General features: G+C 63.7%; 15 protein-coding genes and 1 pseudogene. 11 read left to right on the top strand and 5 right to left on the bottom strand.

Going from position 1 to position 19,642, the window contains the following annotated elements; translation table 11 throughout:
* Positions 1 to 2: 2 nt before the first annotated feature.
* Positions 3 to 1,050 (top strand): annotated as a pseudogene (locus ONR75_RS11610) (LysR family transcriptional regulator).
* Positions 1,051 to 1,098: 48 nt separating this feature from the next.
* On the top strand, positions 1,099 to 1,470 hold the full coding sequence (locus tag ONR75_RS11605; protein ID WP_265082720.1) for a helix-turn-helix domain-containing protein: 372 nt from the start codon (positions 1,099 to 1,101) through the stop codon (positions 1,468 to 1,470).
* Between the two features lie 672 nt (positions 1,471 to 2,142).
* On the opposite strand, the gene ONR75_RS11600 is transcribed toward ONR75_RS11605, so the two are convergent.
* From ONR75_RS11600 to ONR75_RS11585, 4 genes are all read right to left on the bottom strand, one after another.
* Positions 2,143 to 3,210 (bottom strand): alcohol dehydrogenase, encoded by a 1,068-nt coding sequence (locus ONR75_RS11600; protein WP_265082719.1) that lies wholly within the window; start codon positions 3,208 to 3,210, stop codon positions 2,143 to 2,145.
* A gap of 116 nt (positions 3,211 to 3,326) precedes the next feature.
* Positions 3,327 to 5,648, bottom strand: coding sequence for a xanthine dehydrogenase family protein molybdopterin-binding subunit (locus tag ONR75_RS11595; RefSeq protein ID WP_265082718.1), 2,322 nt, complete (start codon positions 5,646 to 5,648; stop codon positions 3,327 to 3,329).
* A 142-nt stretch (positions 5,649 to 5,790) separates the two neighbouring features.
* Complete coding sequence (locus ONR75_RS11590; RefSeq protein ID WP_265082717.1) at positions 5,791 to 6,666, bottom strand: dihydrodipicolinate synthase family protein; 876 nt, start codon at positions 6,664 to 6,666, stop codon at positions 5,791 to 5,793.
* 1 nt (position 6,667) lies between these two features.
* Positions 6,668 to 7,948: an allantoate amidohydrolase gene (locus ONR75_RS11585; protein WP_265082716.1), complete on the bottom strand. Its 1,281-nt coding sequence runs from the start codon at positions 7,946 to 7,948 to the stop codon at positions 6,668 to 6,670.
* A 439-nt stretch (positions 7,949 to 8,387) separates the two neighbouring features.
* On the opposite strand from ONR75_RS11585, the gene ONR75_RS11580 reads away from it, so the two are divergent.
* The 6 genes from ONR75_RS11580 (at position 8,388) to ONR75_RS11555 (ending at position 14,343) form a co-directional block, all read left to right on the top strand.
* Positions 8,388 to 9,497: a BMP family ABC transporter substrate-binding protein gene (locus tag ONR75_RS11580; protein WP_265082715.1), complete on the top strand. Its 1,110-nt coding sequence runs from the start codon at positions 8,388 to 8,390 to the stop codon at positions 9,495 to 9,497.
* Positions 9,498 to 9,523: 26 nt separating this feature from the next.
* Positions 9,524 to 10,600 (top strand): ABC transporter permease, encoded by a 1,077-nt coding sequence (locus ONR75_RS11575; protein WP_265083625.1) that lies wholly within the window; start codon positions 9,524 to 9,526, stop codon positions 10,598 to 10,600.
* On the top strand, positions 10,600 to 11,526 hold the full coding sequence (locus ONR75_RS11570; RefSeq protein WP_265082714.1) for an ABC transporter permease: 927 nt from the start codon (positions 10,600 to 10,602) through the stop codon (positions 11,524 to 11,526). Before ONR75_RS11575 ends, ONR75_RS11570 begins: the two co-directional genes overlap by 1 nt.
* Positions 11,527 to 11,538: 12 nt before the next feature.
* Positions 11,539 to 12,246, top strand: coding sequence for a cysteine hydrolase family protein (locus ONR75_RS11565; RefSeq protein WP_265082713.1), 708 nt, complete (start codon positions 11,539 to 11,541; stop codon positions 12,244 to 12,246).
* Positions 12,243 to 13,775 (top strand): ABC transporter ATP-binding protein, encoded by a 1,533-nt coding sequence (locus ONR75_RS11560; RefSeq protein ID WP_265082712.1) that lies wholly within the window; start codon positions 12,243 to 12,245, stop codon positions 13,773 to 13,775. The genes ONR75_RS11565 and ONR75_RS11560 overlap by 4 nt, the downstream gene beginning before the upstream one ends.
* 61 nt (positions 13,776 to 13,836) lie before the next feature.
* A complete protein-coding gene (locus tag ONR75_RS11555) occupies positions 13,837 to 14,343 on the top strand; it encodes a nucleoside deaminase (protein ID WP_265082711.1) in 507 nt (168 codons plus the stop codon).
* A gap of 81 nt (positions 14,344 to 14,424) precedes the next feature.
* On the opposite strand, the gene ONR75_RS11550 is transcribed toward ONR75_RS11555, so the two are convergent.
* Positions 14,425 to 15,474, bottom strand: coding sequence for a hypothetical protein (locus tag ONR75_RS11550; protein ID WP_265082710.1), 1,050 nt, complete (start codon positions 15,472 to 15,474; stop codon positions 14,425 to 14,427).
* A 571-nt stretch (positions 15,475 to 16,045) separates the two neighbouring features.
* Between ONR75_RS11550 and ONR75_RS11545 the strand changes: the two genes are divergently transcribed.
* From ONR75_RS11545 to ONR75_RS11535, 3 genes are read left to right on the top strand one after another with little or no spacing between them, the layout of a single operon-like run.
* A complete protein-coding gene (locus ONR75_RS11545) occupies positions 16,046 to 17,617 on the top strand; it encodes an ABC transporter ATP-binding protein (protein WP_265082709.1) in 1,572 nt (523 codons plus the stop codon).
* On the top strand, positions 17,601 to 18,692 hold the full coding sequence (locus tag ONR75_RS11540) for an ABC transporter permease (protein ID WP_265082708.1): 1,092 nt from the start codon (positions 17,601 to 17,603) through the stop codon (positions 18,690 to 18,692). The genes ONR75_RS11545 and ONR75_RS11540 overlap by 17 nt, the downstream gene beginning before the upstream one ends.
* Positions 18,679 to 19,596 carry an ABC transporter permease gene (locus ONR75_RS11535; RefSeq protein ID WP_265082707.1) on the top strand — a complete coding sequence of 306 codons (918 nt, stop codon included), beginning with the start codon at positions 18,679 to 18,681 and terminating at the stop codon, positions 19,594 to 19,596. The genes ONR75_RS11540 and ONR75_RS11535 overlap by 14 nt, the downstream gene beginning before the upstream one ends.
* Positions 19,597 to 19,642 lie beyond the last annotated feature (46 nt).

The following is a 19,642-nucleotide window of genomic DNA, read 5'->3' as shown; positions in this document are numbered from 1 at the left end:
GTATGCGTCAGTTGGCGGACAGGGGCGTTCCTCAGGAAGAACACCCTAGCGGTGGCCCACATCGTCTGGGCGACTGGGATGCGGCCAGGATTTTCCTCGAAGTCGTCCGGTGCGGCAGTTTCCGTTCGGCCGCAGAGCGAATCGGCCAGTCGATCAATCTCGTGCGCCGGCGAGATCGACGATTTCGAACGGCAGATTGGCGCAACGCTGTTCACGCGCGACGTCCACGGCACACGGTTGACCGATGAAGGCAAGCTGGTCGTTTCAGCCGTCGAGCGAATGGAGTCCGCTTCGTTCGATCTGCTGCGGGCCCGCAACTCCGTCACGCAGACATTGTCGGGCGAGGTGCGCGTCGCCGTCACCGAGGGGCTGGGAACGTTCTGGCTGGCGCCACGCCTGGTGGAGTTTCAGCAATCGTTCCCCAATATTCTCGTCGACCTGCATTGCGCCATGAAGTCGGCCGATGTTCAGCGCCACGAGGCCGACGTCGCCATCCAGCTGTCGCGGCCGACCGCACTGGACGTCAAGGTGGTCAAGCTCGGACGGCTCCATGTGATGTTTTTCGCGAGCTCGAAATATCTTGAAACATTTGGCACGCCGAAAACGTATCAGGAGTTGATCAAGCACCGGATTGTCATGCAGTTCGCTGACCAGACCGCTGCCAAGGAAATTTTCGACAGCTGGTTTCCCGGGGTACCACAGCAGGATTTGCTTGTGATGCGTACCAATGTGAGCAGCGCAAACTATTGGGCTGTTGCAAAAGGGGCCGGAATAGGATTGCTGCCGTCATATGCTTTCGCACTGGGCGGGAAGATCGTCCCGCTCGAGCTGGATTTGTGCCGGCCGTTTGATATCTGGCTATCGTACCACCCTGACAGCAGCCGAATACCACGGATTCGCCGCATGATCGACTGGATCGTCGAATCTTTTAACCCCGTTCGATTTCCCTGGTTTCGAGACGAATTCATTCATCCCAATGATCTCAAGTCCGTATATAAAGGGGATAATCTGATAAACCAGTTCGAAGGCTTCCGGGCCGACTGGCTTTAGTCAAAAAAACAATAACACTGTCCGAATCAACCAACTGAATGGTGAAGAATGAAGCAACGTAGCGCCGGCAAACCCGACATCGAGATGGGCAAGAGAATCCGTCTCCGTCGCGTTGAACAGAAGATCTCGCAGGCAGACTTGGGCGAGCAGCTCGGAGTAAGTTTCCAGCAGGTCCAGAAATACGAAAAAGGTGTTAATCGCGTCGGCGCCGCTCGCCTGCAACAGATTGCGACCGCCCTGGATGTGCCCGTCACGTTCTTCTACGATGGTGACGGCAAGACGCGCGAAGTGGAAAGCCTGCTGTTTCTGGACAGCGCGTTCAGCCTTCGCCTGCTGCGAGCCTATAGCCGGATCAAGAGTCAGACGGTGCAGCGCCAGATGGTCGTTCTGATGGAAGCCATCGCCGACGAGGAAAAATAAGACCGGTCGGACTGCCGGTCTCTCTCGGCGTCCCGTCGGCAGCGGCAACTGACCGGATCATGATCGCCTCGCGCCGGCTTCCGGCGAACCGTGCGCCAACGTATCGGGCAGCCCCACTCCGCCACGCTCTCGCACCACTCAATGAGCGCACCGAGTCAACCATCCCTGTCACCGCCATCATCGCACCGCCGCCCTCGCGTCCTGCACCTGGATCGCGATCCGGCACGACGGCCTGCAATGTCGCCGTTGCAAATGGGTAAACGGGTCGTGCCCACCCCTTTAACCTGACCTGTCAGCTCGCCCTCCCCTGTGGGGCAGGGCTATCGCCTATGGCTTTGGCGCGCAGATCAAGTACGGAGTCGTCCCCGCGCAGGCGGGGACCCATCAACACCGGCTTTGAAGTTTAAAGCGCGGAGACAAAAGCGCTACCGCCTCGGCGCTTGAGCGTATGGGTCCCCGCCTGCGCGGGGACGACGTGGAGAGCCTGGAGTGTCCCACAACCATACGCGATAGCCCTGCCTGTAGAGGGAAGGACAGATCACGGCTCGGACGCATTGTCGCCACGCAACAACGCGCGGGTGGCGGTCGGACCGGTGCCTTGAAACGGACGCCGCATGCGGTTCACAAGCCCCGGTGCGCGCAAGACGGTCACAAGCGTCTGTGGTGCCGCCGCTACGGCGTCAGCACCGCGCGCCCCACCAACTTGCCCTGCTTGAGGTCGTTGAGCGCATCGTTGGCTTTCGCGAACGGCATCGGCGTGACCGGGATCGGTGCGATCTTCTTGGTCCGCACCAGATCGAGCAGCTCGCGGGTCTCGCCGAGATTGCCCACATAGCTGCCCTGGATGGTGATTGCCTTGATCGGGATCAGCGGCAGGGCGAAGGTGGCGCCGCCACCGAACAGGCCGACGATCACCAGCTTGCCGCCCTTGGACAGGCAATCGAAGCCGAGCTGTGTCGTGGCTGCATTCCCGACCAGATCGATCACCGACATGATCGGGCCGCCGGCCTTCTTCGCCAGTTGCTCCAGCGCGTCGGGTGCCGCGCCATCCACCGAGCCGAGCGCGCCGGCCTTTTCTGCGGCTTCACGCTTGCGGGCATCGATGTCGACCACGATGGCGCCCTTGCCGCCCATCGCCTTCAGCAGCGACAGCGCCATCAGGCCGAGACCGCCGGCGCCGATGATCACTATGGTGTTGCCGAGATCGTGCTCGACCTTCTTCAGCGCGCTGAAGGTGGTGACGCCCGAGCAGGCGTAAGGCGCGGCGGTGACGGGATCGAGGCCCTTGAGGTCGATCAGGTAGCGCGGATGCGGCACGATCATGTGGTCGGCATAGCCGCCGTCACAATGCACGCCGAGCGAATTCGGCTTCAGGCACATGTTCTCCTCGCCCTTGAGGCAGACGGCGCACTTGCCGCAGCCGAGCCAGGGATAGACCAGCGCGATGTCGCCGACCTTCAGCGCGTGCTTGTCGGCCTCGGTCACATCCGGACCGAACGCCAGCACCTCGCCGACCGTCTCGTGGCCCATGGTGCGCGGCAGCGACACGCCGCGATCCTTCAAAGAAAGCGGTTTGCGGCCGTGGCCGAGATCGTAGCCGCCCTCCCAGATATGCAGGTCGCTGTGGCAGACGCCTGCGGCCTGCACCTTGATCAGCACCTGCGTGCCGGTCGGCTGCACGATGGGCGCGTCGACTTCCTGCAGCGGCGCGTTGAAATCGGTGACCTTGTAGCTCTTCATGGCGTGTTCTCCTTTTTGGTTCTTGTTGTTTGTTGATGTCGTAGGATGGGTGGAGCGAAGCGATACCCATCATCCGCTGCCGATGGGTTTCGCAAGGGCTCAACCCATCCTACCGGTTATGCCGGAGAGCTGGCGCCCCGGATCGCTTCCCACACTTTCAGCGGCGACAGCGGTGTGTTGAGCTGGGTGATGCCAAGCCCGCTCAGCGCGTCAAGCACGCCATTGGTGATGCAGGGCGGGCCGCCGATGGCGCCGGATTCGCCGCAGCCCTTGGCGCCGAGCGGATTGGTGACGCACGGCGCCGAGCCGTCCAGCGTCACGGCGATCGGCGGCACGTCGGAAGCGCGCGGGATGCAGTAGTCCTGATAGCTGGCGGTCAGCAATTGTCCCTCGGCGTCGTAGTGCACGCCTTCATAGAGCGCCTGGCCGATGCCCTGCACCACGCCGCCGTGAACCTGGCCGGTGACCAGCATGGGGTTCACCGCAACGCCGACATCGTCCACCGTGGTGTATTTCACCACATTGGTGATGCCGGTCTCGGGATCGATCTCGACCTCGCAGATATGGGTGCCGTTCGGCCACGTCGGACCGTCGGCTTCGCCGGTGGATTCGACGCTGAGCCGGGCGCCCTTCTCGGCCTTGGCGATCTCGAACAATCCGACGCGCTTGTCGGTGCCGACCACGGTGAGGAAGCCGCCGGCATATTCGATGTCATCGACCGAGGCTTCCAGCATGTTGGCGGCCTTCTCGCGCGCCTTGGCGATCAGGTCCACGGCCGACACCACCGCCGCGGTGCCGCCGACGAACAGCGAGCGCGAGCCGACGCTGCCCATGCCGGTGATGACGTCGGTGTCGCCCTGGATCACATCGATCTTGTCGATGCCGATGCCGAGCGACTCCGCCACCATCTGCGAATAGGTGGTCGCCAGCCCCTGCCCCATGGCCTGGGTGCCGGAATGCAGGATGACGCGGCCCTCCGCCGTGGCGTGCAGGGTGACGGTTTCCTTCGTGCCGGGACCGCCGGTCCATTCGATGTAGCTGGTCAGGCCGCGACCGTAGAGCAGGCCCTTCTTCTTCGCCGCCTTCTTGCGCGCGGCAAAACCGTCCCAGTCCGACAGTTCGCAGGCGCGGTCCAGCATGTGCGCGAAGGCGCCGCTGTCATAGGTCTGGCCGACGGCGTTCTTGTAGGGCAGCTGCGTCGGCTTGATGTAATTGACCTTGCGGATCGCGCGCGGATCCATGCCGATCTGGCGCGCCGCGGCATCCATCAGCCGCTCCATGATGAACACCGCCTCGGGCCGTCCGGCACCGCGATAGGCACCAACCGGCGCCGTATGCGTCATCACGGCCTTGATGTCGTAATGCACCAGCTGCACGTCATAGACGCTGGTCTGCACGAACGGGCCGAGCACCAGCGGAATCACCACGGCGGTGCCGGACAGGTAGGCGCCGGTGCCGCCCAGCGAACGCACCCGATAGGCCTGGATGCGGCCCTTGGCATCGAGCGCGATCTCGGCGGTCGAGGTCAGGTCGCGGCCATGGGTGCCACCGACGAAATCGTCGGTGCGATCGCCGCGCCAGCGGATCTTGCGGTTGAGCGTCACCGCGGCCCAGGCAACGATGCCGTCTTCGGGATAGAGGCTGGTCTTCTGACCGAAGCCGCCGCCGATGTCGCTGACGACGACGCGAATGCTGTCCTTCGGACGTTTCAAAATGGCATCGGCCAGAATATCGCGGGTCGATGCCGGCGTCTGCGACTGCACATGCAGGGTCAGCCGTCCCTTCTTGTCAACTTCGGCGATGGCGCTGCGCGGCTCCATGGCGGAGGGGATCAGCCGCTGGCTGGTGATGTCGAGCGACACCACGTGCTTGGCGCCAGCGAAGGCCTGCTCGACCTTGGCCGCATCGCCATAGCTCATGACGGCTGCGATATTGTCCGGCGCGTCAGGCCACACCACCGGTGCGCCCGGCGCGATGGCGGCCGTCGGATCGACTGCCGCAGGCATCACCTCATAGTCGACGACCACGGCTTCGGCGGCGAGTTGTGCCAGGGCCTTCGACGTGGCTACAATCGCGGCCACCGGCTCGCCGGCAAAGCGCACCACCTCATGCGCCAGCAGCCGGCGCGGCGGGAAGGTCATGGCCGAACCATCGGCGCGCTTGAACACCTGCAGGGTCGGCAGCGTGCCGACATCGGCCGCGACCAGGTCTGCACCGGTGTAGATCGCTTCGACGCCCGGCATCGCCCTGGCGGCGGCGGCGTCGATGGCCGTGATCTTCGCATGGGCATGGGGCGAGCGCAGCACATAGAGCCACAGCGCGCCGTCTTCCGGCTTGTCGTCGATGAAGTGGCCCAACCCGGTCAGCAAACGTTGATCTTCGACACGCTTGACGGGGAGACCCGCACCGAAACGCATGTTGCCGGGCAGAATATTCATCAGGTTGTCCTTCGAGCAGGCAGGGGCTGGTTGTTTCTAACCGAAAAACCGCGCGCCAGCCAACAGTCAGTCGCGGCAACACGGAATGCGGCAATCGCAGGCGGTCAGACCAAAGAATCGTGCCACGCTGCGGAAAAAGACGTCATTCGATGTCGCGCAGCACCGCCTCGATGACCTTGCGTTCGTCATCGCTCAACGCCGCCTGCGGCGCGATGGGGTCTCCGACGTCATAGCCCTGGATCGACAGGCCGGCCTTGATGCAGGCCGCGAGGTTGTAGCGCGCAAAAGCTTCGTTGAGCCGCCACAACCGGCGCTGCAGCGCCATCGCCTCGTCCCAGCGGTCGGCCTTGCAGAAATCGTAGAGCGCGACGCTCTGCCGGGGCGCAACGCAGGCGGGACCGGCCATCCAGCCGGCACCGCCGATCAGCATCACCGCCGCGGGAATATGCGCCGATGCCGAGAACACCTGCAGCTGGTCGCCGCATCGATTCATGATCGACAGCAGCCGTCCGGTGTTGGTGGAGGCGTCCTTGATGTACTGGATGAGCGGATGCTCGGCGAGCCGCGCGACCACGTCGAGGGTGAGGTCGGAGCGCTGAAACTGCGGATTGGTGTAGATCACCACGGGGATATCAACCGCGTCGGCGATGGCGCGGAAATAGGATTCGATCTGCGCATCCTTGAGCGGGAAATAGGCTTCCAGGATGGCGAGAATGCCGTCGACGCCCTGCTTCTGATAGTACTTCGCCTGCGCGACCGCGTCCGCAGTGGATGTCGATGCGACGCCGGCGACCACAGGCACGCGGCCCGCGGCTGCTTCGACGGTGGTCTGCACCACGATTTTGCGCTGCCGGCGGTTGAGATAAGCGAATTCGCCGGTGGAGCCGAGCGGCGTCAGGCCGTGAACGCCTGATTTGATCAGATCGTCGCATAGCCGCGCCAACACGTCGGTGCGGATCTGACCGGCCGCATCGATCGGTGACACCAGGTATGGAAAAACGCCGTGGAAATCGCTCATGTCACTTGTCCGGGACGACAGGATTGGATTTCGCCCGGAAATTCTCGATCAGGCGCAGCAAGACGCGGGCGCCGGCGTCGGCGTCTGCCGTCTCGACATGCTCGGCGGGATTGTGGCTGATTCCGCCGCGGCAACGGACAAACAGCATGGCGACATCGGCGATATCGATCATCGCCATGCCATCATGACCGGCGCCGCTCGGCAGTTCGAACACACGATAGCCTTCGGCAGCGACGGCGTCGGCAACCTGCTGCTGCAGCCATGGCGCACAGGGCACCGTGCGGTTCTCGTGGGTAACGTTGATCTCCAGCCCCAGCTTGCGCCGTTTCACAATTTCCTCGATGTGGCGGACGATGTCGGCGACCGCCAGCTTGCGAAAGGAATCCCTGGCCGTGCGGATGTCGATGGTGAACGACACCATCCCGGGAATGACATTGGTGGCGCCGGGCATGGCGTTGATGTAGCCGACCGTGCCGACCAGCCCGTCGCGATCGCTGCTGCAGAATTCCTCGATGGCGACGATGCATTCGGCAGCGCCGGCCAGCGCATCGCGGCGCAGCGCCATCGGCACCGTGCCGGCATGGCCGGCCATGCCGTGCAACTCCACCGCCAGCCGGGTCGCCCCGGAGATCGCCGTGACGACGCCCACTGGCAGGTTCTTCGACTCCAGCACCGGTCCCTGCTCGATATGCAGTTCGACATAGGCCAGCAATTCGCTCGGCGCGCGGGCCGCGGCACCAATGTGGTCGGGATCGAGCCCGAACGCCGTCATCGCCTCCCGCATCTTGACGCCCGCTTTGTCCTTGCTGCCGAGCGCACTCTCATCGAACGTGCCGGCAATGGCGCGGCTGCCAAGCAACGTGGACGCGAAGCGCACGCCCTCCTCGTCGGCAAATCCGGTGACCTCGATGGCGAAGGGCAGCCGTCGGCCGCGACGGTGCAGGTCAGCGACGCAGGAAATCGCAGTGATCAGTCCCAACGGCCCGTCCCATTTGCCGGCGTCGCGCACGGTGTCGTAGTGGGAGCCGAGCATCAGGCAAGGCTGGCCCGGCCGGTCGCCCTCGTAGCGGCCGCAGACATTGCCGATCGCGTCGAGATGCGCCGACATCCCGGCGTCGCGCATCAAGCCCATGATCAGCTCGCCGGCGGCGCGGTGTTCGGGCGTCAGGAAAATCCGCGTGAGATTAGTTGCGGTCTCCGAAATGGCGGCCAGGGCGTCGATACGACCGACGATCTCGTCACCGAGCGACATCCCGGTGGGCCCGACGACTTTGGTTTCCATCGCAATACTTTTCCGGTGCGACGCGCCCTTGACGGCACGCAGATCCTGAGCGGGGTGAGGACAAGCCCAGAGACAAGATCCCGGGCCTTCGATCGGGCGAATCCGCCGTCTCGGTTCCCATCGATAACAGGAGAGCTGCGTTCCCGGCAGCCCTGATTATCAAGCCGGCCGCAGCCAGTCCTTATGGTCATCGAACCCTATAATCTGCACAACTCAGTTGCATACAATAAAATGAAACCGATTATTATTTAGCCAATCCTAATTTGAAAACCCGCGATAACGTCTTTTGAAATAAATTTATATTAGTAATATCAATTAGATAAAAAGACGTGCCCATTCTCGGACCATTGGCACGAAGCTTGCGACAACCTGTCCGCGGCTCGTCGACCGGCGCAGCCACGAACTGAGCGGCGGCCAGCCCGCCGAAGGGGAGCAACCAATGGATTTCGGCAAGATTTCACGTCGCCATCTGCTGCAGGGCGGTGCCGCCCTCACGCTCGGCTCGACACTTGGCATCCGGCATGCGGCCGCGGCCGACACCACCATCGGCTTCATCTATGTCGGGTCGCGCGACGACTACGGCTACAATCAGGCCCACGCTCTGGCCGCTGCGGCACTGAAGAAGATGCCCGGCATCAAGGTGGTCGAGGAGGAAAAGGTCCCTGAGACCGACGCCTGCGAGAAGACCATGGAGTCCATGATCAATCTCGACGGCGCTTCGCTGCTGTTCCCGACGTCGTTCGGCTACTACAATCCGCATATGGTCAAAATGGCCAAGAAATATCCGAAGGTCGTCTTCGAGCACTGCGGCGGGTTGTGGAGCGACAAGGATCCGAAGAACGCCGGCAGCTATTTCGGCTATATCGACGAAGCCCAGTTCATCTCCGGCATCGTCGCCGGCCATACCTCGAAGACCGGCAAGCTCGGCTTCGTCGCGGCCAAGCCAATCCCGCAGGTGCTGCGCAACATCAATGCCTTCACCCTCGGCGCGAAGCTGGCCAACCCCAAGGCCACGACGCAGGTGATCTTCACCGGCGACTGGTCGATGCCGGTCAAGGAAGCCGAAGCCACCAACAGCCTGATCGACCAGGGCGTCGACGTGCTGACCTGCCATGTCGATGGTCCGAAGACCATGGTCGAGAACGCAGCGCGGCGCGGCGCCATGGTGTGCGGCTATCACGTCAACCAGTCGCCGCTGGCGCCAAAGGCCTATCTCACCGGCGCCGAATGGAACTGGGAGGCGCTGTATCCCAAGTTCCTCAAGATGATCGCCTCCGGCGAAGGTATTCCGAATTTCTACCGCGGCGGCCTCAAGGAAGAAGTCGTCAAGTGCTCGCCGTATGGTGAAGCCGTCTCCGCTGAAGCGCGCAAGCACGCCGACGACATCAAGGCGCAGCTGATGGCCGGCACCTATACGATCTGGAAGGGGCCGCTGAAGGACAACAAGGGCAAGGAAGTGATCGGCGCCGGCACCGAGCGCGGCCAGAAGGATCCCGAACTGGAAAAGATGGACTATCTGATCGAGGGCGTCATCGGAGCCACTTCGTGACAGCCGGCGTTGGCGATTCCCTGGCCATGGCTTCATCGCGCGCGGCGAGACCCGGGTTTCGCCAACGCCATGGTGGCACGATCGAATACATATTGATTCCGGCGGGGGCGCTGGTGGGCGCCCTCGCTTTGTTCGGCGTGTTCGTCGCGCTGTTCGGCAAGAACCCGCTGGACCTGTATTTCTACATGTACCAGGGCGCCTTCGGCACCTGGTTCTCGTGGCAGAACACGCTGACCAAGGCCGCACCGCTGATCCTCACCGCACTGTGCACGGCCTTGCCGGCGCAATTGGGCATGGTGATCATCGGCGGCGAAGGCGCGCTGTTGATGGGAGCTTTGTCTGCGACCTCGGCCGCGCTGCTGCTGCAGGCCGCGCCGCCGCTCGTTGTCCAGATCGGCATGGTGCTGGCCGGTGTCGCCGGCGGTGGATTGTGGATCTCGCTGGCCGGTGGCCTCCGCCACTACCGCGGCGTCAACGAAACCATCTCCAGCCTGCTGCTGGTCTATATCGCGCTGGCGATCCTCAATCAGCTCGTCGAAGGCGTGATGCGCGATCCCGCCAGCCTCAACAAGCCGTCAAGCCGCGAGATCGGCGCCGCCAACATGATCGGTTCAATTCCCGGCACCGACGTGCATTGGGGCTTTGTCTTCGGCCTGATCGCGGCGATCGCATCCTATGTGCTGATCTATCACACCGTGTTCGGCTTCGCCGCGCGCGTCGCCGGCGGCAATGTTCGCGCAGCGAAGCTCGTGGGCCTCTCCGTCGGCAGGTTGATCATGATCACCTGCTTCCTCGCCGGAGGCGCAGCAGGTCTCGCCGGGATGGTCGAGGTCGCCGCCGTGCAGGGTCGCACCAACGCCAACCTCGCCGCCGGTTACGGCTTTACGGGCATCCTTGTCGCCTTCCTCGCGCGGCACAATCCGCTGGCGATCATTCCCGTCGCGATCCTGCTCGGCGGCATCAGCGCCTCCGGCGGCTTGCTGCAGCGAAGACTGGGGCTGCCGGACGCCTCGGTGTTCGTGCTGCAGGGCATGATCTTCGTCTTTGTGCTGGCCTCTGACGCGCTGTATGGCCGGATCGGCTTTCTGAAAGGAAAATCCTGATGGCAGCCGGCGATATCGGATACTGGACGGTGCCGCTCGCGGTGCTCGGCGGCGCGATCCGCATTTCAACGCCGTTTCTGTTCGTCAGCCTCGGCGAATGCATCACCGAGCGCTCCGGCCGCATCAACCTCGGCCTCGAGGGCACGCTGGTGATGGGCGCCATGAGCGCCTATGGCATTTCCTATCTCACCGGTTCGCCCTGGCTCGGCGTGCTCGCCGCCGGCGTGACCGGCGCCCTGCTGGGCGCGCTGCATGCCGGCATCTGCTCGCTGCCGCGGGTCAACGACGTCGCCGTCGGCATCGCGCTGATGCTGTTCGGCACCGGCCTTGCCTTCTATCTCGGCAAGCCGCTGATCGAGCCGACCGCGGCACGGTTGCCGGCGATCGATTTCGGCTTCTGGAGCGACATCCCGCAGGTCCGTCAAGCGCTGCAGATCAACGCGCTGTTCCTGATTGGCGTCGCGCTGGCGCCGGTTCTCTATTGGGCCTTCAAGACGACGCGCTGGGGCCTGTTGATCCGCACCGCCGGCGAAAGCGCTGATGCCGCGCGCGCCATGGGCTATTCGGTCAACCTCATTCGCCTGCGCGCCACCATGTGCGGCGGCTTCCTCGCCGGCGTCGGCGGCTCGTTCCTGTCGCTATTCTATCCCGGCAGCTGGAACGAGGGCCTGTCTAGCGGCCAGGGCGTCACCGCGGTGGCGCTGGTGATCTTTGCGCGCTGGGATCCGATGCTGTGCCTGTGGGCCTCGCTCGCCTTTGGCGGCGCCGCGGCGCTCGGACCGGCGCTGCAGTCGGTCGGCGTCACCGCCGGCTATCACCTGTTCAACGCCGCACCCTACATCCTCACGCTGGTGATCATGATCATCACCTGTTCGCCGAAGCGCACCCTGACCGGCGCGCCCGCCGAACTCTCGATCACGCGATAACAGGAGCAGGCCATGGACGCTGCTGTGCCAACGACATCGACCGAACGCTTTGTCAGGTCAGAGCCCTATGCCTGGCCATGGAATGGCGATCTGCGTCCGGACAACACGGCGCTCGTCATCATCGACATGCAGACCGATTTCTGCGGCGTCGGCGGCTATGTCGACAAGATGGGCTACGACCTCTCGCTGACCCGCGCGCCGATCGAACCGATCAGGAAACTCCTGGCCGTGATGCGCGCCCGAGGCTTTCACATCATTCATACCCGCGAGGGCCATCGTCCGGACCTCTCCGACCTGCCCGACAACAAGCGCTGGCGCTCGCGCCAGATCGGTGCCGGCATCGGCGACGACGGCCCGTGCGGCCGGGTGCTGGTGCGCGGCGAAAAGGGCTGGGAGATCATCGACGAACTGGCGCCGATGCCGGGCGAGCCGATCATCGACAAGCCTGGCAAGGGCTCGTTCTGCGCCACCGATCTTGAACTGATACTGCGGCTGCGCGGCATCGACAACCTCGTTCTCACCGGCATCACCACCGACGTCTGCGTCCATACCACCATGCGCGAGGCCAACGACCGCGGTTTTGAGTGCGTGCTGATCGAGGACTGCTGCGCCGCCACCGACAAGAGCAATCACGAGCACGCGCTTAAGATGATCAAGATGCAGGGCGGCGTGTTCGGCGCCGTTGCCACTTCGGCGGCGATGATCGAGGCGCTGTCATGATCATCGGCGCACCGTTCGTCCCCGACGGACCGCTCGGCGTCGACGCGCTCGGCATGACCATGCGGTTCGGCGATTTCGCAGCGCTCGACAACGTCGAACTGAAGGTGCAGCCGGGCTCGTTCCACGCCCTGCTCGGCGAGAACGGCGCCGGCAAGAGCACGCTCGTCAAATGCATCATGGGTTACTATCACCAGACCGAAGGCCAGGTGCTGGTCGGCGGCCGTGAGGCCGCACTATCCAATCCCAAGGACGCCCATGCACTCGGCCTTGGCATGGTCTATCAGCATTTTACACTCGTCCCCGCCATGACGGTTGCGGAAAACCTGGTGATGGCGCGCGACGACGTGCCGGGGGTGATCGACTGGAAAAAGGAAAATCGCGAGCTGGAGACCTTTCTCGCCGGCATGCCGTTCAAGGTGCCGCTCGACGCGCGCGTTTCCGACATCTCGGCCGGCGAGCGGCAGAAATGCGAGATCCTCAAGCAGCTCTACCTGAAGCGCCGCTTCCTGATCCTCGACGAGCCAACCTCGGTGCTGACGCCCAATGAGGCCGATGAAGTGCTGGGCATGCTCCGGAAGATGGTGGTCGATGACGGCCTGACCATCCTGATGATCACCCACAAGTTCCGCGAGGTCAGGGCTTTCGCCGATGAGGTGACCATCCTGCGTCGTGGCAAGTTGGCCGGTGCCGGCAAGGTCGCCGATCTCAGTTCCGATGCCATGGCGCGCATGATGATCGGCGCCGAAGAATTGACAGTGCAGCCGGCGCGGGTCGGCGCCGTCGGTGCCACCCGGCTCGAACTCGACGGGCTTAGCGCACTTGACGATGCCGGTGCCGTCGCGGTCCACGATGTCTCGCTGGCCGTGCGCGCCGGCGAGATCGTGGGCATCGCCGGCGTCTCCGGCAATGGCCAGCGCCAGCTCGTGGAAATGCTGGCCGGCCAGCGCGACGCCTCAGGCGGCGAAATGCGCGTTGCCGGCGAAGTCTATCACGCCAGCCGCGATGAGATGCGCCTGCACAGGATGTCCCTGCTCCCCGAGGAGCCGCTGAAAAACGCCTGCGTGGGCGGCATGAGCGTCGCCGACAATCTCGCCTTCCGCGAATTCGACCGTGCCCCCTATGCAAGCGGCGGCTGGTGGCTCAACCGCGCCGCCTTTCGCAGCAATGCGGAGAAGCAGATCGGGCTTTACAAGGTCAAGACCCGCACCCCGGACACGCCGATTGCAGCGCTCTCCGGCGGCAATGTGCAGCGCGCGGTGCTGGCGCGCGAGCTGGGCGGCGACGTCGAGGTGCTGATCGCGGCCAATCCCTGCTTCGGCCTCGATTTCGCGGCAGTGGCGCAGATCCGTGCCGAGATCATGGCGGCGCGCAACCGCGGCGCCGCGGTTCTGCTGGTCAGCGAGGACCTCGACGAACTCCTCGAACTGTCCGATCGGCTGGTGGTGATGTTCCACGGCCGTTTCGTCTACGAGGCGCGCGCCAGCGAAGCCGACCTCACCGACATCGGCCGTCATATGGCCGGCCACTGAGCCCACGACTGGACATCGCCGTCCCGGCATATTCCAATGCGGAACATGCAGGAGAAACGCGATGGGCCAGACCGCAGGCTTGAGCAAGACCGAACTTGACGAACGCTTCCTTCGCCGTTCGTTCGATGTCGGCCGCCGCGCGATGACGAACGGCAACCACCCGTTCGGTGCGGTGCTGGTGGACGCCGGCGGCACGGTTCTGATGGAGGCAGAGAACGGCTATATGCCGTCCCATGACGGCACGGCCCATGCCGAACGGCTGCTTTGCACCCAGGCCTGCACGACGTTCAGCCCTGATGTTCTCGCAGGCAGCACGCTGTACTCATCCGCGGAACCCTGTGTCATGTGCGCGGGCGCGCTGTACTGGGCGGGAATCGGGCGCCTCGTCTATGGCCTCAGCGAACAGCGGCTGCGCGACTTCACGGGCAACCATCCGGAAAATCCGACTCTGGACATGCCGTGCCGCGACGTGCTGGCCACCGGCCAGCGGAGCATCGACGTGGTCGGCCCGTTGCTAGAGGACGAAGCCGCAGCGCTTCATGTCGGCGTGTGGGACAAAAAGGGCTGAGCGTCCCGATCGCCGCTGTCACATGCAAATGGCGCCGCGATTGTGCGCGGCGCCATTCATCAGGTCACGTAGTCGGATCGATCAGAACTTGACCGAGATGCCCGAGTACAGCGACTTTTCCGTGCACGCGCCGGCCACGGCGCCGGTGCAGGCGGCACTGACAGCGTGATCCAGGCCGAACTTGTTGTCCCAGTAACGGTAGGCAACCCAGAGATCGACGTTGTGGGTGTACTTCTCACCCCAGATCGCCTTGCTGGCGTCGAAGGTCAGACGGATCGGCTCGCTGTTGATTTCCGTTCTGGTTCTGGTGTTGGTGACCGCGTTGAAGGGCAGCGGATTGGCTTCGTTGCCCTTGGGGCCGTAGAACCCGGCGCGACCGCTGATCGCGAAGTACTGCAGGCTCGGCGGCAGGAAGCCCAGATCCATGTAGTAATTCAATTCGACAGCCCAGGTCCCCTTGAACTCGGTGTTTCCGTCGGAGTTGCACGTCACGCCAGCAACGCCCGGCCCGAACAGGCCGCACTGCGAGTAGGCGTTGTGGTTGATTTCCTTGTAGTACAGCGGATTGACGTTGAAGAAGCCCTTGTACGGCAGGTTAAAGGCAAACTGCAGACCGGCGACGATGTCGCGCTTGGCAGCGCCGAAGAAGCGGTTTTCCGTATTGGCATCGGCGCCGATCACGAACGACACGTTGCGCAACGGTCCGTAGGAGAAAGTCTTGGTGTTGAAGATTTCGTTGAAGCCGAACGTGCTGCGGATCAGGCCGTAGATCTCGGTGGCGCCGGCGCAACCGGTGACGGGGGTGTTGCCAAGGCACGGACCGGCGGGATCGGCCCTGTCGGACTTCAGCAGGTCGATGTTGAAGAAGTTGGTGCCATAGGCCCAGACGTCGAAGTGGGTAAAGGCGTAAACCTGCTTTGCCGTCTTCGCCGCACTGCCCGGTTGGGTCGCCGTGAACTGATAGGCGAATGTCACGCGATTGTCGTTGACCAGGAAGAACGGCAGATCGGCGATCGGCTTTGCCTTGACCGGGAACGACGCCATGTCGGCGGCACGTGCGTGGCCGATCGGAGCAAGGGTGGCAAGCGACAGCACGGTCGCCGCTGCAATTTCGCGGTAGCTATAGGACATCAGGTCTTTCCCCAGGTTGCATACATTGGTGGTCGCGGCCCGGAGGAAACACTTGCTGCAATCGCTGCCATGGAAAAGCCTCAACTTTCTCCAGCCGCTGCTGCGGAAGGCGGCAAAAAATCCAACTGGATCAGTAATTTCTGGAAATTGGAGAGGAGTCGGCAGGAGCTGCCCGTTCGCAATGCACCTCACCGGGACGGGAGCTTATCCCTGCAAACACAGGTTTTTGCGACGTTCTGACGCAGGCGTCTTGCGATAACCACGTCGCGATTGCGCACATATGAAGCAAAATCTTCTTGGCCCATATTTTGGGCGAACCGAGAGAGCGCGAGTTCCGATGGCGGCAGCATGTAATAATTTGGCAACACATTTCCGGAGTGAACAACCGCGCACCATTCGCAGCCCGTCTTCATGGGTGGGATTTGGTACAAGGCGGGGCGTGGCTGGCGGGAATCACAGAGACTGGATTTTGCTGAAGCGCTAAGCAGAGACTGGCGCTTTTTCGGGATTTACGCTGCATTCCGATTTGGCACACTATCGACGAAGAGCGTCCTCTCACCCGTGACAGCGAATGTTAGATCCGACGCCTTCAAATCCGCGGGCCGGCCAGACGGCCCTGCTGCAGACCATCGGTCTCACCAAGCGCTACGGCGATTTTCTCGCCAATGACTCCATCGATATCGAGATCTGGCCGCAGGAAATCCATGCCTTGCTTGGCGAGAATGGCGCCGGGAAATCGACCCTGGTCAAGACCGTCTACGGGCTGATCCAGCCGAGCGAAGGCGAGATGCTGTGGCAGGGCCAGAAAATGGTGCTGTCCGGCCCGCACGATGCGCGTGCCCGCGGCATCGGCATGGTGTTCCAGCACTTTTCCCTGTTCGACAATCTGACCGTTGCGGAGAACGTCGCACTCGGCCTCGACGGCAAGGAGACCTTCAAGGACATGTCGGCACGGCTGGAGGAAGTCTCCCGGGTCTACGGGCTGCCGCTCGACCCTAAGCGCGAGGTCTGGCAACTGTCCGTGGGCGAGCGCCAGCGCATCGAAATCGTGCGCGCGCTGATGCAGAATCCAAAGTTCTTGATTCTCGACGAGCCCACCGCGGTGCTGACGCCGCAGGAGTCCGACCAGTTGTTCGTCGTGCTGGAGCGATTACGGTCGGAAGGCCGCGCGGTGCTCTACATCAGCCACAAGCTTGAAGAGGTGAAGCGGCTGTGCGACACCGCGACCATCCTACGCGGCGGCAAGAAGGTCTCCACCTGTATGCCGGGTCGCGAGACCGCCGCCTCGCTGGCGCGGATGATGGTGGGCGCCGATATCAAGCAGGTGAAGGCGCCGGCCGGACGCAAGACCACCGTGCCGCGGCTGCTTGTCAACGCGCTCAACCTCGAGCCGGATGACCCGCACGGCGTCCGGCTTCAGAACATCTCATTCGAGTTGAAGGGCGGCGAGATTCTCGGCGTCGCCGGTGTCGCCGGCAATGGCCAGGATGAACTGTTCGCGGCGCTGTCCGGCGAACGCCTATCGAAGGATCCCGGCACTATCGTCATCGACGGCCATGCCGCAGGGCATCTGTCGATCACCGCGCGGCGAAAACTCGGTGCCGCCTTCGTGCCGGAGGAGCGCCTCGGCCACGGCACCGCGCCGCGGATGCGGCTGTCGGAGAACGCGCTGCTCACAGGCCACGCGGCCTCGGGCATGGTGCAGCATGGCTTTATCAATACGGCGGCAACGCTGTCGACGGTCGATCGCACCACCACCGCATTCGACGTCCGCAAGGCCAAGCGCGATCCGGAGGCCGGCAGCCTGTCCGGCGGCAATCTGCAGAAATTCATCGTTGGCCGCGAAATCCTGCGCAATCCCGTGGTGCTGGTGGTCAGCCAGCCGACCTGGGGCGTCGATGCCGGCGCCGCCGCGGTGATCCGCCAAGCACTGCTCGATCTCGCCGCCGAGGGCTGTGCTATCCTGGTGACCAGCCAGGACCTCGACGAACTCGCAGAAATCGCCGACCGCATCGCGGTGATGTTTCACGGCCACCTGTCAGAGGCGCTGGTCACTGCCGACGCCACGCGCGAAAAGCTAGGCCTGCTGATGGGCGGCAGCAGTCTTCCGCCAAAGGAGCCGGCCGATGCAGTTGGTGCTTGAAAAGCGCGCGGAACGCTCCACCGCCATCGCCCTGATCTCGCCGCTCATCGCCATCGGCCTGACCGTGGTGACCATGAGCATCCTGTTCGCGTTGCTCGGCAAGAACCCGCTCGCCGCCCTGGCCGTCTATTTCATTACCCCGCTCACCGACAGCTACTCGCTGCAGGAGATCGCGGTGAAGGCCGCGCCGCTGGTGATAATCGCGATCGGCCTGTCGCTGTGCTATCTGGCCAATGTCTGGAACATCGGCGCCGAGGGCCAGTTCCTGGTCGGCGCCGTTGCCGGCAGCTGGCTGGCGGTGGTGACCCATGGCAGCGATGCCGGACCGTGGGTCCTGCCTTTGATGCTGCTGTTTGGGGCTGCGGCGGGGGCGCTCTACGCGCTGATCCCGGCAATATGCAAGGTGCGGTTCGGCGCCAGCGAAATTCTCGTCAGCCTGATGCTGGTCTATGTCGCAGAGCTGCTGCTCGACTATCTGGTGCGCGGTCCGTGGCGCGATCCCGCCGGTTTCAATTTCCCGACCACAGCCGAATTCGATCCGGTGGCGACCGTACCGCTGCTGATCGAAGGCGGCCGGCTGCATCTGGGCGTGGCGATCACCCTGCTTGTGGTCGCCGGCGCGGCGGTGCTGCTCGGCCGCACCATCAAGGGCTTTGAAATACGCGTGGTCGGCGCAGCGCCGCGCGCCGCGCGGTTCGGCGGCTTCAAATCCAACCGGCTGATCCTGCTGACCTTCGCGATCTCGGGCGCACTGGCTGGACTGGCGGGGATCATCGAGGTGGCAGGACCGATTGGACATCTGCAGCCCGGAATTTCGCCGGGCTATGGTTTCACCGCGATCATCGTTGCGTTCCTCGGACGGCTCAACCCGATTGGAATATTAATTGCAGGTCTTTTCCTGGCGCTGACTTTCATCGGCGGCGAGCAGGCACAGATCGCCATGAAGATCCCCCTCGATATGACGAAGGTGTTCCAGGGCATCCTGCTGTTCTATGTGCTGGCCTGCGATTCCCTCATTCTTTATCGGATCAGGCTCATCATGCCGCAACGGAAGGCCGCCGATGGGACTGCTTGAAGCCATCATCCTGTCGGTGCTTGCCGCATCGACGCCGCTGTTGATCGCTGCCACCGGCGAGTTGATCACCGAGCGCGCCGGCGTGCTCAATCTCGGCGTCGAGGGCATGATGATCATGGGCGCCGCATGCGGCTTCGGCGGCACGCTGCTGACTGGCTCCACCATCGTCGGTGCGATCTGCGGCATGCTGGCCGGCACAGCGCTGTCGCTGATCTTCGCCGCGATGGCGCTTGGCCTCGCCGTCAACCAGGTCGCCACCGGCCTGGCGCTGACCATCCTCGGTATCGGTCTGTCCGGGCTGATTGGCGCCGGCTTCGTCGGCGAGCGGATTGCGACGGCTCCCCACCTCTATATTCCCGGCCTGACCGACATTCCGTTCGTCGGCCGCATCCTGTTCGGCGAGGATGGGTTTGTGTATCTGTCGCTGCTGCTGGTCGTCGCGGTCTGGCTGTTCCTGTATCGCACCCGTGCCGGCCTGATCCTCCGTGCGGCCGGCGACAATCATATCTCAGCCCATGCGCTGGGCTATCCGGTACTGCGGATCCGCCTCTATGCGGTGATGTTCGGCGGCGCCTGCGCGGGCCTCGCCGGCGCCTATCTGCCGCTCGCCTACACGCCGTTCTTCATTCCCGGAATGACCGCCGGGCGCGGCTGGATCGCGCTGGCACTGGTGGTGTTCTCGTCGTGGCGGCCGGGCCGCCTGGTGATCGGCGCCTACCTGTTTGGCGCAGTCACGATCCTGCAGCTGCACGCGCAGGGCTGGGGCATCGGCATTCCCTCGCAGTTGATGTCAGCGCTGCCCTATCTGGCGACGGTCATCGTCCTGGTCTTGATTTCGCGCGCGCGTACCGGCGGCTCGACCGCGCCCGCGGCATTGGGAACGGTGTTCGTTCCCGATCGATAGACGAACTGCGGTGCGCGAGGGGAGCGCGCGCTGCGGGATCATCAGT

Source organism: Rhodopseudomonas sp. P2A-2r (genome assembly GCF_026015985.1).
GTDB lineage: Bacteria > Pseudomonadota > Alphaproteobacteria > Rhizobiales > Xanthobacteraceae > Tardiphaga.
The sequence above is the reverse complement of the archived record's forward strand: the minus strand, read 5'-3'. Positions and strand labels throughout refer to the sequence as shown.